The sequence below is a fragment of the Streptomyces mashuensis genome (assembly GCF_014654785.1).
GTDB lineage: Bacteria > Actinomycetota > Actinomycetes > Streptomycetales > Streptomycetaceae > Streptomyces > Streptomyces mashuensis.
Genome location: NZ_BNBD01000023.1, coordinates 23,893 through 39,285, shown reverse-complemented (window position 1 = coordinate 39,285; position 15,393 = coordinate 23,893). Strand labels below are relative to the sequence as shown.

Sequence of the window (15,393 nt, the reverse complement as noted above, 5' to 3'; positions counted from 1 at the left end):
GGGCCGGTCACGGCAACGGTGGCGTCACGACAGCGGCGGCTCGTGGAGGCGGTTGCCGTCGCTGAGCAGGCCCGCCCGCTTGACGTGCCGCAGGACCGGCAGCACCTCCAGCTGCTGCACGGCGTGCAGGCCGCCGATGCCTTCGGTCATGTACCGGTACAGGTCGCGTTCGTCACGGCACAGCACGGTGGCGGCGAGGTTGGCGGCGCCGGTCGTGGCGGCCGCGAAGGGCACCTGGGGGTGCGCGGCGAGCGCGCGCCCGGCCTCGGCCAGGTCGCCGGGGGCGACCGTGGCGTGGATGCCGGCCTCCGTCTGGTAGCCCAGGTGCCGGGGGAGGACCTCGACGTGGAACTCCAGGGCCCCGGCACGGCGCAGCTGTTCGAGACGCCGCCGGACGGTGGACTCCGAACGGCCGGTGGCCCGGGCCAGTTCCGGATACCCGGTGCGGCCGTCCCGGCCCAGCACGGCCAGCATCGCATGGTCCTGCGCGTCGAGACGGAGGAGGTCGTCCGACGGGCCGGTCCCGGGCGGCGGGGTCAGGGCCCTGATCTGCTCCTCGTCGAGCCCGTCGCCGCCCAGCCAGCGGACCGGGTCCGCGGGGAAGCGGTGCAGCATGCTCTGGGCGGAGACGCCGGTGACCTGGTGGGTGCGCGGCAGCTTCCGCAGCAGCAGCGTCTCGTGGTCCTCCCGGGTGCGCGAGGCGAGCAGACAGCCCACCTCCGTACCGCCCGAGAAGATCTTGACCCAGCCGGTGTCGGGCCGCCGGGCGAGCGACTCGGCGATCGCGACGGCGGCCCCGGGCGCGCACTGGATGCGCAGCCTCGACTCGAACAGCCCGACGCGCTCCGCCACGGGCAGCCCCAGCACCCGCAGCAGCCCGGCGCCGCGCAACCGCCGGTAGCGGCGGATCACCGTCTGGTCCGTCGTGTCCAGCACGGCGGCGATCCGGCTGAACGCCGCCCGCCCGTCGATCATGAGCGCATGCGTCAGCCGCCGGTCGAGAACGTCGAAGCCGGCTTCGTCACTGTCCATGGAATCCATCATGACAGAGGGCCCTGCTGTGGGAATCCGTCACCGCTCCCGTACTGGGTTCCGGAAAGCGGCCGGCCGGTGCGACCTTCGACCTCCTCGGCTTCCCGAGCCCCACCGATGACACAACCGATGACACGTACGACGGAGGAAGATCCATGCGCAAGTGGCTGCCGCTGACCGCGGTGTGCCTGGGGACGTTCATGCTGCTGGTGGACGTCACGATCGTGGTCGTGGCGCTGCCCGACATGGCGGCCAGCCTCCACACGTCCTTCGCCGACCTGCAGTGGGTGATGGACGGCTACGCCCTCGCGCTCGCCGCCCTCCTGCTGGGCGTCGGCGCGCTCGCCGACCGGGCCGGTCACCGGCGCGTGTACGTGGCGGGCCTCGGCTTCTTCGCGGCGGCCTCGCTGGCCTGCGGGCTGGCGACCGGACCAGAGGCCCTCGTCACCTTCCGCGTGGTGCAGGGCGTCGGCGGCGCCGCGATGCTCGCCACCACCACCGCCCTGATCGGCCGCATGTACCACGGCCGCGACCGCGGAGTGGCCTTCGGCGTGTGGGGCGCGGTCAGCGGCGCCGCGTCGGCCGCCGGACCCGTCCTGGGCGGCCTGCTGACCGAGCACCTCGACTGGCGGTGGATCTTCTTCGTCAACCTGCCCCTCAGCGTGCTCGCCATCGCCATGACCCTGCGGTGCGTGCCCGTCCTGCCCGGCGTCCGCTCGCGCGGCGTCGACCTGCCCGGCACGGCGGCCTTCACGGTCGCCGCCGGCAGCGTGACGTACGCCCTCATCAAGGGCAGCGACAACGGCTGGACCTCCGCCACCACCCTGGGACTGTTCGCCCTGGCCGCCGTGGCCCTGCTCGCCTTCGTGGCCGTCGAGCGGCGCCGCGAGCAGCCGCTGCTGGACCTCTCCCTCTTCCGCGGCGGCTCCTTCACCGGCCTGATGATCGTCGGCGTGCTGCTGTCCGTGGCCGCCTTCTCCTACCTCGCCTACATCTCCCTGTGGCTCCAGTCGGTCAAGGGCATGGGCCCGGTGGCGGCCGGCCTGTCCTGCGTCCCGATGAGCGCGGCCGCGTTCGTCGTCGCCTCCCTCTCCGGACGCCTGCTGCACGGCGTCGCGCCGCGCTGGACGATCGGCGCCGGCATGCTCCTCATCGGTGCGGGCGCGCTGCTCCAGGCCCTCCTCGACGCGGACTCCGACTGGACCGCCCTGGTGGCGGGCCTGGCCGTGACGGGAGTCGGCGTCGGCCTGGCCACGCCGGTCCTCGCCTCCTCGGCGATGGCCTCCGTCAGCCCCGAGCGCGCCGGCATGGCCAGCGGCGCCGTCAACACCGCCCGCCAGCTCGGCAACGCCCTCGGCATCGCCGTCCTTGGCGTCGTCTTCCACGCCGGCCTGGCCGGCGCGCTGAAGAACCACGCCCCGGCCGTCGCCGACCCCTCCGCCGCGGCCGACGCCCTCGCCGGCGGCCAGGCCGCGGCCGTCGTCGCCCACGCGGGCCCGGGCGGATGGGCGCTGGCCCAGGAGGCGTTCGCCACCGGCCTGCGCCACACGTTCCTCGTGTCCGGCACGCTCGGCATCCTCGGCGGCCTCGTGGCGCTCCTCCTCGTCCGCCGCGCCACGCCCCCCGCGCCGCCGGCGCCGACGCCCGCCGCCCGCCCGGCGGACAGCGAGGCACCGGTGCCGGCGGCATAGCCGGCCCCCGGGGCTTCCGGAGTCACGTCGTGCACTTGATGCGTTCCGGCCCCGCCCCCGGGCCCGGACGAGCATGATGACGCCGTCCGAGCACCACCGGCACCCATGAGACCGGGGGGAAACCAGATGACGAGACGTATCCGGAGACATGCCCGTGGCGCGGTCACCGTCGCGGTGGCCGCACTCACCCTGGCGCTGCCCACCACGGCGGTCGCCGCCACGCACGACGCCCGTCCGCCGGCCGTCCTCCCCGGGCCCGGCGGGCCGGAGTTGCGCCTCCGGGTGGTCGGCACGCTGGAGGACGGCGGCGACGTCGCCCGCGCCATGAACAAGCACGGTGACGTCCCGTTCCGTACGGCGCAGGGCGAGCCCATGGTGTGGAACGCGGTGACCGGCAAGCAGCGGGCCCTGGCCGGCGCCCCGCTCACCGCGCCGACCGACATCGCCGACGACGGCCGGGTCGTGGGGGTGCGCGGTGTCGAGGGCGTGGTGCTGTGGAACGCGGACGGCACCGTGACCACCCCCGGCCTCCCGCCCGGCGAGATGTGGGCGGGGACGGCGCGGCTGGGCGCGGACGGCACCCTGTTGGTGACGGCGTCCCACCAGTTCATCGGCTGGCCGGGAGGGCACCCGCGCGTCGCCACGTCGTACTACCTCTGGCGGCCCGGAACGGGCTTCCAGCACCTGGCGGGGCCGAATGACGGCGCCTACCCGTGGGCCCTCAACGACAAGGGGCTCGTCGTCGGCACGAAGAACGACGCGGGTACCGCATGGCGCCCCGACGGCACCGTGGCGACGTACGCCGGCTCGGTTCCCGGCACCACGCGCACCTGGCTGCACGGTGTCAACAACGATGGTGTGGCGGTCGGCGGGGAGCTCCACCCGGACGGCACCGCGGCGGCGATCCGCTGGGACGCGCCGGACACCCCGCGGCGGCTGCCCGACGAAGGAAGCGGCGGGCAGGCCCGGAACGTCAACGACCGCGGCTGGGTCACCGGCGTGACCCGCGCCACCGACGGCACCGGCCCCACCGACCACCCCGTGGTGTGGGACCCGGACGGCGGCCTGCACCGCATCGACACCCTGCTGGACCTGCCGGAAGGCAGCTCCGTGCAGTCGATCGAAGCGATCAACGATCACAACCTGCTGCTGCTCAGCATCCGCGACGCCGACTCCGGGCGCACGAGCACGCTGGTCGTCCAGCTCATCTGATCGTCCGCCGCCGCCCTGCCGCCCCGACCGGCACATCGCGACCAACCGGGCTAAATTGGTCGGAGTGCACGGGAGAGGAGGGACGGCATGTCCTCGAAACGGCGCCGTAAGAAGAGAAAGTCCCGCCTGAAGGGCGCCAACCACGGCAAGCGCCCGCAGAGCTGAACAGCCCCGGTGTCCCGGGCGGCGTTGCGTCATGCGCCGCCCGGCACCTGCGACCGCAGCAGCTTCTTGTCCGGCTTGCCCGCCGCCGTCAGCGGGATGGCGGGCACCAGGTGCAGGGCCTCGGGAGCGTAGAGGCGCCCCTTGCGGGCGGTGACGAAGGCACGGACGTCCTCCAGCGTGGGCTGCTGCCCGGCGACGGGCACGACCGCGGCGTGGACGTGCTCCACCGACTCCGCGTCCCGGACGCCGAAGACCGCGCACTGGGCGACGGCGGGGTGACCGAGCAGCAGTTCCTCCAGCTCCGCCGGGTAGACGTGGCCACCGACGACCACGATCATCTCCTTGATCCGGTCGACGATGTAGAGGTAGCCGTCCTCGTCGAGGTAGCCGACGTCACCGGTGTGCACCCAGCCGTCCTTCAGCACCTCGGCGGTCAGCTCCGGCTGCTTCCAGTAGCCCCGCATCACGTAGGGCGAACGCACCTGCACCTCACCGGCCTCGCCGGCCGGCAGGGTGGTGCCCGCGGCGTCCCGGACGGCGATCTCCACCTCGGGCAGGGCCCGGCCGACCGTCAGATGCCCGCCCCGGCCGGTCCGCTCCTGGTCCCCGGGGCCCGCTTCCGTGATGTGCTGCGCCTCGGCCTGCCCGTAGATGCCGTGGAGCACGGGCCCCAGGGCCTCGGCCGCCTGCCGCAGCCTCGCGGGCGAGGCGGCAGTGCCGCCGTAGGTGATCCGGCGCAGGCTGGACAGGTCGGTGCCGGCGAGGTCCGCGTGGTCCAGCAGCTGGTAGAGCAGCGGCGGCAGCAGCCAGGTGTGCGTGATGCGCTCACGCTCGATCGTCGCCAGGACGTCCCCGGGGTCGAAGGCGTGCCGCAGGACGACCGAACCACCCCGGTACAGCGTGATGTCGGCGAAGATGCCGGCGAGGTGGGCGAGCGAGGTGCACGCGAGGTAGCGGGGCGGTTCACCGGCGGCCGTGAGCAGATGGCCCAGGCTGCGCCGGTAGGAGCCGTGGGTCATCCGGATGCCCTTGGGAATGCCGGTGGTTCCGCCGGTGTGGCGGATGCACCAGTCGTCCTCGGGGCCCACCAGGCCGCGCACCGGCCGTGCCGGGCGGTGTGCGGCCGCCGCCAGGACGTCCTCGGCGAAGCCGGCCGGCCCCAGCGAGAGCATCGGCGGCACGCCGTCGCCGGGGAGCCGCAGCAGCTCGCCGGCGGTGACGTGCAGTTGCTCGTCGACCAGCAGGACGGAACAGTCGACGCTCGCCATGATGTGGGCCATGGTGGGCGGGCTCATGCCCTCGTAGAGGCCGACGACCCGGGCTCCGGCGAGGTTGGCGGCGTAGCGGGCGACGAGCGCCTCGGCGGTGTTGCCGGTGAGCAGGGTGACGGTGCCGCCCCGGCCCACCCCGCGTTCCGCCAGCTCCGCGGCGAGCCGGTGGACCTGGTCGCGGAACTCCGCCGCGCTGACGACCACCCCCTCGGCGGTGGTGACGGCCGCACGCTGCGGCTCGGCAGCCAGTACGTCGAGGACGGCCTCCGCATAGCTGGTGAAACCGCCTCCGGTGGCGGCAGGTTGCTGGCTCATCGCTCGTGCTCTCCCTGGTCGGAACCGGCCGGACGGCTGTCCGGACGCCTTCGACGCTAGTGCGGTCCCTTCATGCCTTCCACGACCACTTGCATCATGTGTTCATGCCTTGTCGGGCATGAGCCGTTCGCCGGCCAGCCGGCGGAAGGCCCGGGCGGCGGGGGAGAGGTAGGCGTTCTCGCGCCACACCAGGGTCAGCGTGCGGTGGCAGTCCGCGGCGTCCAGCCGGAGCCAGGCCACCGGGCTGCGGGCGCCGAGGGTGCGCCGGGCGACGGCCGGCATCAGGCCGATGCCCAGCCCGGCGCCGATCAGCTCCGAGGTGGCGGCGGCCTCGTCGCCCTCGCAGATCACCCGGGGCGTCAGCCCCTCGCGGGCGAACAGCCGCTCCAGCAGGGCCCGCTGCCAGTGCCCGGAGCGCGCACTGACGAACTCCTCGCCGGCCAGCTCGGCCACCGTGACGTGCTCCCGCCCGGCGAGCGCATGCCCCGGTGGCACGGCCAGCAGCACGTCCTCCCGCACCAGCTCCTGCGAACGGAGCCCGGTCCCGGCCAACGGCTGGGAGGCGAGCGCGAAGTCCACTTCGCCTCTCAGCAGGTGGCGCCGCATCGACTCCAGCGGCGCCTGGAACAACCGCACCTCCACGCCGGGGCACTGCGCCCGGAACGGGGTCAGCACCGCGGCCAGCTGCACGAGCGTCTCGGCGGCGACGGCGACCCGCCCGGGCCCGGCGACGGCGGCATCGGCCAGCTCCCGCCGCGCGTCGTCGAGCTCGTTCAGCGCCCGGTCGACCCGGCGCAGAAAGGCCGCGCCGTGCTCGTTGAGCCGTATCCGGCGCCCGTACCGGTCGAAGAGCGGCACGCCGAGCTCCGACTCGAGCCGGATGATGGTCCGGCTCACCGACGGCTGGGCGACCCGGAGTTCCTCGGCGGCCCGGCTGATGTGCTGGTGACGGGCCACGGCCTGGAAGTATCGCAACGAGAGCAGATCCATGACGCCAGTCTCGTATTGTTCTGCGGTGCACAGCTCCGAGCAGCGCCCGCTGCTGTTCCTCGATGTCAGCCGTCGTGAGCGGGTGTCAGACCCGGCCGTTAGCGTCGAGGCGTGACCGAGAACATCACCTGCACCGTCGGAGACGCGACCAGGCCGCAGGGGCCGGGGTCGAAGATCATCGCTCATGTCTGCAACGACATCGGGGGATGGGGCGCCGGCTTCGTCCGGGCGCTCTCCCGCCGGTGGCCGCAGCCGGAGGCCGCCTACCGCCGGTGGTACCGCGAGCGCGCGACCAACGACTTCGCCCTGGGGGCGATACAGCTCGTCCAGGTCGAGGACGGCCTGTCGGTGGCCAACATGATCGGCCAGCACGGCATACGCAGCCGAAGCCGCACCTCGCAGGCGGCCCCCGTGCGGTACGAGGCCATCGACCGGGCCCTGACCGCACTGGCGGCCCACGCGTCGGCCACGGCGGCCTCCGTTCACATGCCCCGCATCGGCTGTGGCCTCGCGGGCGGGCGGTGGGAGGAGGTCGAACCGCTCATCACCCGCCGCCTGTCCGCCCGCGGCATCGCGGTGACCGTCTACGACCTCCCGTGATCCCCGGCCCGGCCACCGCGAGGGGGTGACTCAGATCTCCCTGACGAAGACGACGGCGTCCGCCCGGTCGATCGTCGCCGGGTCCAGCGAGGCGTACGTGTGGTCGGCCGGCACACGGCGTGCCGGCTCGGGGCCGAGGGCCGTGGTGAGGCGGGCCGGGTCGATGACGGCGCGGGCGTGGGGGAGTGCCGACAGGAGTCCCTCGGGCGTGCCGGGGGCCGGGACGTCGTCGCCCCGGGAACCGAACGTGGTGGCGGCGAAGGCGTACTCGTCGCCGATGCGGCTGCCGACGAGGGCGCCCGCGCTCCACCACCGGAGGTGCTGCCCGGCGAAGGCCATGCTGCTCCGGTCCCGTTGCAGGTGGGCGTTGTGGGCGAAGACGAGCACAGGACCGCGGGGGGCCTCGCGCCGGACGACCGCTTCGAGATTGTCGGCCATCATGCCGTCCCGCAGGTACAGGAGCGGGCCGAAGCGGGTGGGCGCCGTGTCGGCCAGGGCGGCGTGGTACCGCAGCAGTCCGGTGGCGGTACGGGCGTACAGGCCGGCGAGCCAGAAGGCGTCGGGCGACGTCGCAGCCGTCAGGTGCGGGGCGTGCGCGGCCAGGAGCGCGGTCAGGTCGTCGGCGATCAGGCGCAGCTCCTTCGCCTCCTCCGTGCGGCCGGCGGACCGCGCGGGGTCCGTCATGACGTCCGGGTGGGTCCAGCGTTCGTCGGGGCCGAGCAGGCCGTCGAGGGTCTCGCGGCTCCACGCCAGGTCGAGGTGGCCGGCCAGGTAGTCGTACAGCGCGGTCAGGGCCCGGCGCGGGGCGGCAGCACCGGTGATCTCAAGAGGGCCGTCGAACCCGTAGAAGCGGAGCCGGTCCCTCGGGGCCACCCGCTCGTTGTGCGCGCGCATCCAGCGCAGCAGCTCCCGGTTGGCGGGCGAGGCCCCGAAACCGTGGCTGAAGCCGTGGCTCATCGCGTCGTCGAGGGTCCCGGCGCCCCCGGCCACGTACGCGTCGGCGGCCAGGGCCGCCAGGCAGTCGCTCTCGAGGGCCACCGAGCGGTAGCCCTCGTGCTCGACGAGGTGGCGGAAGAGCTCGTTGCGGAGTTCGGGGAACGCTTCGACGCCGTGGGTGGGCTCGCCGAGGCCCAGCAGGCGGGTCGTGGGGGACAGGAGCGCGGTGAGGGCGCCGCCACTGAAGGAATGGGCGGCGGCCCGGATCGAGGCCGTCATGCCTTCAACGCTATCGTTGAAGCCCCGGTGTAAACTTTCGCGGCGAAGTCCCGCCCTGAACAGGGCAAGGGACGGGGAGAAGCTTCAAATGCGCTTGCGGCCGATCGATCTGGCGCGGGAACACGGTCTGTCCACGCAGGCCGTGCGCAACTACGAAGACGCGGGGATCCTGCCGCCGGCCGACCGCTCGCCGCACGGCTACCGCGCCTACACCCCGCACCACGCGGCGGCGCTGCGCACCTTCCTCGCGCTCCTCCCCGCCCACGGCCACGCGACCGCGACGGCGATCATGCAGGCGGTGAACGGCGGCGCCGCCGAAGAGGCGCTGCGGCTGATCGACGAGAGCCACGCGCAGCTGGCCGAGGACCGGCGGACACTGCACGCGGTGGAAGCGGCGCTGCGCGACCTCGTACCGCCGCGCGACACGCAACCGGGCGTGACGTTCATCGGGCCGCTGGCACGCCGGCTCGGCCTCCGGCCGGCGACGTTGCGCACCTGGGAGCGGGCGGGGCTGATCGTCCCCCGGCGCGACCCGCGCACCGGCTACCGCGTCTACACCGCCGCCGACGTCCGCGACGTGCTGCTGGCCCATCAGCTCCGGCGGGGCGGCTACGGTCTGGAGCGCATCGCGCGGGTCCTGGAGCAGGTGCGGACGGCGGGCGGCACCGAACCCTTGCAGGCGGCGCTGCACGAGTGGCGCGAGCGGCTGACCGCCCGCGGCCGGGCCATGCTGGCCGGCGCGGCGGCACTCGACCGCTACTGGACGCCGGACTGACCTGCCCCGGGGAACGGCGCCGTGAGCGGGCCCGGCGCCATGAGGGGGGCGAGCGCGCCCGTCAGGGCGCCGAGACAGATGTCGCGCAGTTCGCCGCGCGAACACGTCTCCTTCGTCAGCCAGTCCACGCACAGGGTGCGGACGAAGACCAGCCAGCTCATGAGCACGGCCGACACCAGCTCCGCGGGTATGCCGCCGAGGGTGTCCGTGCCGAGCAGGCGCTCCCGGAGCACCGCCATCTCGTCGAGGACGACGGCCTGGATGACCGGGTCGCCCGCGAGCACCCGGTTGGCGGCCAGCACGGTGTGGCGGTTGGCGGCGAAGTAGTCGATGTGCCGGTCCAGGCCCGCGCGCACCTGCGGGAGCAAGGGGGAGGACGGGTCGATCCGTGTCTCGACGAGCAGCTGGTCGGCGGCCTGGCGGTAGACGGCCGCGAAGAGATCCCGCTTGCTCGGGAAGTGACGGTAGAGCAGGGCCCGGGAGACGGCGGCGCGCTGCGCCACGTCCTCCATGAGCACCTCGTCGTACGGCTTCGCCGCGAACAGCTCCGCCGCCACCGTGAGCAGCTGGTGGCGTCGCTGCTCCGGCCTCAGTCTGCTCCGAGTGGTCACGTTTCCAGGGTAGTTGACGCCCGTTCCCCGGCTGCCGTACGTTCGTTCCCACGCTAGTAGATGCGTGTCTACTAAGGGGGTGGGCATGGCACGGCTCCTCGGATGGCTCTCGCTCGCCATGGGTGTCGCATCGATCGCGATCGGCGCCGCGCACCTCGTCGCCGGCATCGCTTCCGTACCGGGCGAGGGTTCCGCCGGCGCGACCGTCGACAGCCGCGAACGGTTCTACGGCGCGGTCTTCCTCGGGTACGGCGTGGCCTGGGTGTACGCGGCCCGGCAGTCACCGGTGCGGGTGGTGGTCGTGCGGTGGCTCGCCGGGATCTTCCTGCTCGGCGGCCTCGGCCGGCTGCTGTCCCTCGTCGTGCACGGCCGGCCGCACTGGTTCCAGCTGGTCCTCACCGCCGTCGAGCTCGGCCTGCCGCCGCTCTACATGTGGCTGGCGGGCAGGGAGGGGAAGACGGCCGAGGAGGGAGTCCGCGGTTCCGGTACGACTACCATCGTATGACGTCACCGCGATACCAGCTGGAGCGCCCACCCCCGCCATGCCGCCCGAACGCCCCGGAAACGCCCTGCCCTTCCTCCTCCTGACCTCCTTCCGCGTCCTGATCGACGAACTCCACGCGCGCCTCGCCGAGATGGGCCACCCCGACCTGCGTCCGGCCCACGGCTTCGCCATGCAGATGATCAGCCGGGGCGGCAGCATCTCGGACCTCGGACGGCGCCTGGGCGTGTCGAAGCAGGCCGCGAGCAAGACTGTGGCCGGGCTGGAGAAGCTCGGCTACGTCGAGCGCAGGCCCAGCGCCCTGGACCAGCGGCAGATCGACGTGGCCCTCACCGCCAGGGGCGTCGAGGCCCTCACGGCCTCCGGCGAGATCCTCAACCAGCTGCGGGACGAATGGGCGGACACCGTCGGGGAGCAGGAGATGCTCCTCGTCGAGGACGTCCTGGCCCGGCTCGGCGGCTTCGACGGCCTCGACCGCTTCGTCGGCTGGCTGGGCGCCTGACCACGGCCGCGTCCCCACTTGCGCCGTACCGGGTGCACATCTGCGTCGGGTGGAAACCGCCGAATACTACCGGCCCCCCGGGATCGTCGTCAGTGCTTGCCGTGCCACTCGAACGACTTGAACGGCTCGTCCAGCGGCGCGTCGGTCATCCGGTTGGCGAAGGTCGAGATGGTGTAGGCACCCAGGCCCAGCACGACCTCGAGGGCGTTGCGACGGGTGTAGCCGGCCACGAGGAACGCCTCCATGGCCTCGGGGGACACATGGCCGTGGCCCTCCATGACGGCCAGGGTGAACACCCGCATGGCCTCCAGCTTCGCGTCCTCCAGCGGGGTGCCGGCGCGCAGCGCCTCGATGAGCTCCTGACCGGCGCTCTGGCGGGTGAGGATGGAGGAGTGCATGGCCACGCAGTAGTGGCACTCGACCGTGGTGGCCATGGTGAGGATGAGGACCTCCCGTTCCAGCGGGCTCAGCGTGGTCTTGTTGAACAGCGCGTTGCCCGTCATGAAGCCTTCGAGCAGCTCCGGCGACTCGGCCATGAGGGCGACCGGGGCGGGAACGAACCCGAAGCCCTTCGCGGTGTTCTCCAGGATGGGCCGGGCCTTCTCGGGGGCCGAGGAGATGTCGTGGCGGGTGAACTCGCTCATGAGGACGTCCTTTCGGGACGGTGGGGACCGGACGACGGGGTTCGCCGCCCGGGAGCCGGGGATGCCCCAGGCCGTGCGAACCACCGAGGCGAGCGCCCCGGTCCGGCCTCGCAGTCACCATGACACCCCCCGTGATCGTCAACGCGGTTGACCATACAGCGCTTTCCGGCCGTCCGGACGGCGCGTATGTGCGATCACGGCCGCGCCGAGGCGGTCCCCGGCAGCGGGGAAGTGTGAATTTCTCGTGTCGTTTTTTGCCGGTCAACCACACTGACCTGCAAGGATGGTGACGTGACGAGTGCGGAGCGTGGCCTCCCACTTGACATTCGTGATCTCGGTCATATGGCCGGTCGTTGGAGGGTGCGGTGGCCGGTCAGGAGTCGCTCGTCCGGGACTGGTCGAGGAGGCGCCGCAGCCAGCGCGTGCGGGTGTCGCGCGCGTCCCGGGTGAGGGCCGCCTGTGGGGCGAAGCCGTCGAAGCCGTGGAAGGCTCCGGGCCACACGTGCAGTTCCGCCCGGCCGCCCGCCCGCCAGATCGCGTCGGCGTACGCCACGTCCTCGTCGCGGAAGATCTCGGCCGACCCGACGTCGATGTAGGCCGGCGGCAGCCCGGACAGGTCCGTGGCGCGGGAGGGTGCCGCGTAGGGCGGCACGTCGTCGGCGCCGTGGCGGTCGCCCAGCAGGGCCTGCCACGCGGTCGTGTTGGAGGTGAGGTCCCACAGGCCGAGGCCCGTCATCTGGTGGCTGGAGAAGGTGGTGCCGCGGTCGTCGAGCATCGGGCACAGCAGCAGTTGCCCGAGGAGTCGGGGCCCGCCGCGGTCACGGGCCAGGAGGGCGAGCGCCGCGGCGAGCCCGCCGCCGGCGCTCTTCCCGCCGACGACGATGCGGTCGGCGTCGATGTCCAGATCGGCGGCGTGTGCGGCGGCCCAGGCGAGCCCGGCGTAGCAGTCCTCCAGCGGTTCCGGGTACCGCGCCCGCGGCGCCAGCCGGTACGCGACGGAGAGGACGGCCAGCCCCAGCGGCAACGCCCATTCGCGGAGGACACGCGGAAGCACGGACCACGCGTTGCCCGCGATCATTCCGCCGCCGTGCATGTAGTACAGCAGGGGCAGCGGCCCGGCGAGGCCGGACGGCCGTGCGCCCACGAGCGTGACCTCCGGCCCGCCCGGCGGCCCCGGCACCCGGAACTCCCTCACCTCGAAGCGTCCGTCGGCGCTCAGGTCGTCGGCCGTCGGCGCCGGCCTGGCCGCGGCGTCCCGCTCCTGCCAGGCGGCCAGATTCGCGGGCGTGACCAGTTCCCTCGCCTCCGCGCTCAAAGCGGCGAGGGCGAGGCGGAGTTCGGGGTCGAAGGGCGGCGGTGCGGCCTGATGGGCACTCATGCGGCCCAGCCAATCACGGGCCCTGGGCAGGCCCTTGAGGGGGTCGAAGCGGACGTGGCCCGTCCAGGCATGTTCACGTCATCTCCACTTGTTCTTTCCCCGCGCGTTCTCCCGCGGTGGTCCCCTTTCGGCCAGTCGAGTCGATCAATGGAGAGGGGCAGGCCCGATGGCCGTCAGAAACTTCCGCATCGCCGTTCTCGGCGCGCTGGCAGCGGTGGCGCTCCCGGCCGCCGCGCTGGGCGCCGCAGGAACCGCGCAGGCCGCCACGGACGCGGGGCTGCCGAGCTACCAGACCTGGCAGAACGACGTGCAGAAGGCCGTCGCGCCCGCCATCCCGTGGCTGCGGGACGCGGTCGACGCCGGGCGCGGCGGAAAGCCGGCCATCGTGCTGGACATCGACAACACCGCGCTGGAGACCCACTACCACGAGGGCCGCGCGAACAAGCCCGTGCTCCGCGTGGCCCAGTGGGCGCACGAGCACGACATGGCGGTCCTCTTCGTCACGGCCCGCACCTCGTCCTCGTCGGCGCAGCGGCAGCTGGAGGAGGCCGGCTACCCGGTGGACGACATCTGCGTACGGGAGCACGGCGAAGGCAAGGGAGACGGCAAGGAGCGCTGCCGGCAGGAGCTCACGGACGACGGCTACCGGATCACCGCCAACATCGGCAACCGGTTGACCGACTTCGAGGGCGGCTACTACGAGAAGGGCTTCAAGCTCCCGGACTACGGCGGCCGGCTCTCCTGACCGGCCGGCTCTCTTGACCGGCCGGCTTTCCTGACCGGCCGGTTTTCCTGACCGGGTCGTCCCGTTGCCGGTCGCTCCCGCGGTCGTTGAGCCGGGTGGCCGCCGGGAGGGGGAGGCGGCGGCCGGCCCACGTGCCCTGCGCCCCTCCCCGCCGCGGGGAGGACCGCCCGATGAGCACCGCTCGGCCGCCGGCCTGTGTGACCACGCAGCACAACGACAACCTGCGCACCGGTGCCAACCTTCTCGAGACCGCCCTCCACCCGGGCAGCGTCGGACCCGGCACCTTCGGCAAGCTCTTCACCCGGGCCGTCGACGGGCACGTCTACGCGCAGCCGTTGTACGTGCCCGCCGACCGGCTCCCCGGCGGCCACGGACGGAACGTCGTGTACGTGGCCACGATGCACAACAGCGTCTACGCCTTCGACGCCGACGACCCCGCCGCGGCGGCACCGCTCTGGCACGCCTCGCTCGGCCCGTCCGCCCCGCTGCCCGACCCGGACATCGGGCCGCCCGGCTACCGCGACATCGCCGTCGAGGTCGGCATCCTCGGCACGCCCGTGATCGACACCGGGCGGCAGGTGCTCTACGCCGTCGCCTTCACCAAGGACGCCGACGGTCACCACCACACCCTCCACGCGCTGGACCTGGCCACCGGCCGGGCGGCGCTCGGCGGCCCGGTCCGCATCGCCGCCACCGTGCCCGGGACCGGCGAGGGCAGCAGCAGTGGCCGGATCACGTTTAGGAGCCACCGCCAGATCCAGCGGGCCGCCCTCACCCTCGCCAACGGGCAGGTGTACGTGGCCTTCGCGTCGTACGGCGACCGGCGGCCCTACCACGGCTGGGTGCTGGGCTTCGACGCCGGCACCCTCGCGCCGACCGGCGCGTACGTGACCACGCCCGGCACGGGACTTGGCGGCATCTGGCAGGCCGGGCAGGGCCTCGCCGTCGACGAGCAGGGGTACGTGTACTTCCTGACGGGCAACGGCGGTTTCCGCCCCGACGGTTCGGAGCTCGGCGACAGCGTCGTCAAACTCCGCCCCGACCTCACGCTGGCCGACTGGTTCTCGCCCCACGACAACGCCGCCCTCGACGCCCAGGACGCCGACCTCGGCTCCGCGGGCCCGCTGCTGCTGCCGGGCACGCGACTGCTCGTCGCCGGCGGCAAGGCCGGCCGGTTCTACCTGCTGGACCGCGATGCCATGGGCCACTTCCGGCCGGACGCCGACAGCCAGATCCCGCAGAGCTTCGCCGTCGTGGAGCCCGACGGACACAGTCACCACATCCATGGCGGCCCGGTCCACTGGGACTTCCCCGGCGGCCCCTGGATCTACGTCTGGCCCGAGAACGGCGCCCTCCGCGCCTACCGCTTCACCGGCACCCGCTTCGACCCCACGCCGGTCTCCGTCAGCACGACCACGGACCCCACGGGCGTACCCGGCGGCTCCGCCGGCATGCCCGGCGGCTTCCTCTCGGTCTCCGCCCACGGCAGCGACACCGCGTCGGGCCTGCTGTGGGCCTCCCACCCGTACAAGGACGACGCGAACCAGGCCGTGGTCACCGGCGTCCTACGGGTCTACGCGGCCGCCGACCTGACCCGCGAGCTGTGGAACAGCACCCTCGACGCGGCGCGGGACGACGTCGGCCTGTTCGCGAAGTTCACCCCGCCCACGGTGGCGGACGGCAAGGTCCACCTGGCGACCTTCTCGGGCGCCATGCACACGTACGGCCTGCTGGGCTGACCCTCC

Annotated in this window: 16 protein-coding genes; 9 read left to right on the top strand and 7 right to left on the bottom strand. The window is 73.3% G+C overall.

Annotated features, from left to right (window positions below; all coding sequences use genetic code 11):
- Positions 1–24 precede the first annotated feature (24 nt).
- Positions 25–1,032 carry an Lrp/AsnC family transcriptional regulator gene (locus IE305_RS31095; RefSeq protein WP_190133182.1) on the bottom strand — a complete coding sequence of 336 codons (1,008 nt, stop codon included), beginning with the start codon at positions 1,030–1,032 and terminating at the stop codon, positions 25–27.
- A gap of 155 nt (positions 1,033–1,187) precedes the next feature.
- On the opposite strand from IE305_RS31095, the gene IE305_RS31090 reads away from it, so the two are divergent.
- From IE305_RS31090 to IE305_RS33940, 3 genes are all read left to right on the top strand, one after another.
- Entirely contained in the window at positions 1,188–2,723 is a 1,536-nt protein-coding gene (locus IE305_RS31090; RefSeq protein ID WP_190133181.1) for an MFS transporter, read from the top strand.
- Positions 2,724–2,849: 126 nt separating this feature from the next.
- Positions 2,850–3,935, top strand: coding sequence for a hypothetical protein (locus IE305_RS31085; protein ID WP_190133180.1), 1,086 nt, complete (start codon positions 2,850–2,852; stop codon positions 3,933–3,935).
- 87 nt (positions 3,936–4,022) lie between these two features.
- Positions 4,023–4,100, top strand: coding sequence for a 50S ribosomal protein L37 (locus tag IE305_RS33940; RefSeq protein ID WP_373311794.1), 78 nt, complete (start codon positions 4,023–4,025; stop codon positions 4,098–4,100).
- A 29-nt stretch (positions 4,101–4,129) separates the two neighbouring features.
- On the opposite strand, the gene IE305_RS31080 is transcribed toward IE305_RS33940, so the two are convergent.
- Complete coding sequence (locus IE305_RS31080; RefSeq protein ID WP_190133179.1) at positions 4,130–5,686, bottom strand: AMP-binding protein; 1,557 nt, start codon at positions 5,684–5,686, stop codon at positions 4,130–4,132.
- Between the two features lie 102 nt (positions 5,687–5,788).
- On the bottom strand, positions 5,789–6,676 hold the full coding sequence (locus IE305_RS31075; protein ID WP_190133178.1) for a LysR family transcriptional regulator: 888 nt from the start codon (positions 6,674–6,676) through the stop codon (positions 5,789–5,791).
- 111 nt (positions 6,677–6,787) lie between these two features.
- Here IE305_RS31075 and IE305_RS31070 point away from each other — a divergent pair, with 111 nt between their 5' ends.
- Positions 6,788–7,276 carry a macro domain-containing protein gene (locus IE305_RS31070; protein ID WP_190133177.1) on the top strand — a complete coding sequence of 163 codons (489 nt, stop codon included), beginning with the start codon at positions 6,788–6,790 and terminating at the stop codon, positions 7,274–7,276.
- A 30-nt stretch (positions 7,277–7,306) separates the two neighbouring features.
- Here the strand turns inward: IE305_RS31070 and IE305_RS31065 are convergent, their stop codons facing one another.
- Positions 7,307–8,491 (bottom strand): erythromycin esterase family protein, encoded by a 1,185-nt coding sequence (locus IE305_RS31065; RefSeq protein WP_190133176.1) that lies wholly within the window; start codon positions 8,489–8,491, stop codon positions 7,307–7,309.
- An 88-nt stretch (positions 8,492–8,579) separates the two neighbouring features.
- On the opposite strand from IE305_RS31065, the gene IE305_RS31060 reads away from it, so the two are divergent.
- Entirely contained in the window at positions 8,580–9,266 is a 687-nt protein-coding gene (locus tag IE305_RS31060) for a TioE family transcriptional regulator (RefSeq protein WP_190133175.1), read from the top strand.
- Here the strand turns inward: IE305_RS31060 and IE305_RS31055 are convergent.
- Entirely contained in the window at positions 9,248–9,877 is a 630-nt protein-coding gene (locus IE305_RS31055) for a TetR/AcrR family transcriptional regulator (protein ID WP_190133174.1), read from the bottom strand. The genes IE305_RS31060 and IE305_RS31055 overlap by 19 nt on opposite strands.
- An 85-nt stretch (positions 9,878–9,962) precedes the next feature.
- Between IE305_RS31055 and IE305_RS31050 the strand changes: the two genes are divergently transcribed.
- Together IE305_RS31050 and IE305_RS31045 are read left to right on the top strand one after the other, a co-directional pair.
- Positions 9,963–10,382, top strand: coding sequence for a DUF4345 domain-containing protein (locus IE305_RS31050; RefSeq protein WP_190133173.1), 420 nt, complete (start codon positions 9,963–9,965; stop codon positions 10,380–10,382).
- A gap of 37 nt (positions 10,383–10,419) precedes the next feature.
- On the top strand, positions 10,420–10,881 hold the full coding sequence (locus IE305_RS31045; protein ID WP_190133172.1) for a MarR family winged helix-turn-helix transcriptional regulator: 462 nt from the start codon (positions 10,420–10,422) through the stop codon (positions 10,879–10,881).
- Positions 10,882–10,970: 89 nt separating this feature from the next.
- Here the strand turns inward: IE305_RS31045 and IE305_RS31040 are convergent, their stop codons facing one another.
- Both IE305_RS31040 and IE305_RS31035 read right to left on the bottom strand, forming a co-directional pair.
- On the bottom strand, positions 10,971–11,525 hold the full coding sequence (locus IE305_RS31040) for a carboxymuconolactone decarboxylase family protein (RefSeq protein WP_190133171.1): 555 nt from the start codon (positions 11,523–11,525) through the stop codon (positions 10,971–10,973).
- A gap of 373 nt (positions 11,526–11,898) precedes the next feature.
- Complete coding sequence (locus IE305_RS31035; RefSeq protein ID WP_190133170.1) at positions 11,899–12,903, bottom strand: alpha/beta hydrolase; 1,005 nt, start codon at positions 12,901–12,903, stop codon at positions 11,899–11,901.
- Positions 12,904–13,069: 166 nt separating this feature from the next.
- Between IE305_RS31035 and IE305_RS31030 the strand changes: the two genes are divergently transcribed.
- Entirely contained in the window at positions 13,070–13,648 is a 579-nt protein-coding gene (locus IE305_RS31030; RefSeq protein ID WP_190133169.1) for an HAD family acid phosphatase, read from the top strand.
- A gap of 170 nt (positions 13,649–13,818) precedes the next feature.
- On the top strand, positions 13,819–15,387 hold the full coding sequence (locus IE305_RS31025) for a pyrrolo-quinoline quinone (protein WP_190133168.1): 1,569 nt from the start codon (positions 13,819–13,821) through the stop codon (positions 15,385–15,387).
- The last annotated feature ends 6 nt before the right edge of the window (positions 15,388–15,393 follow it).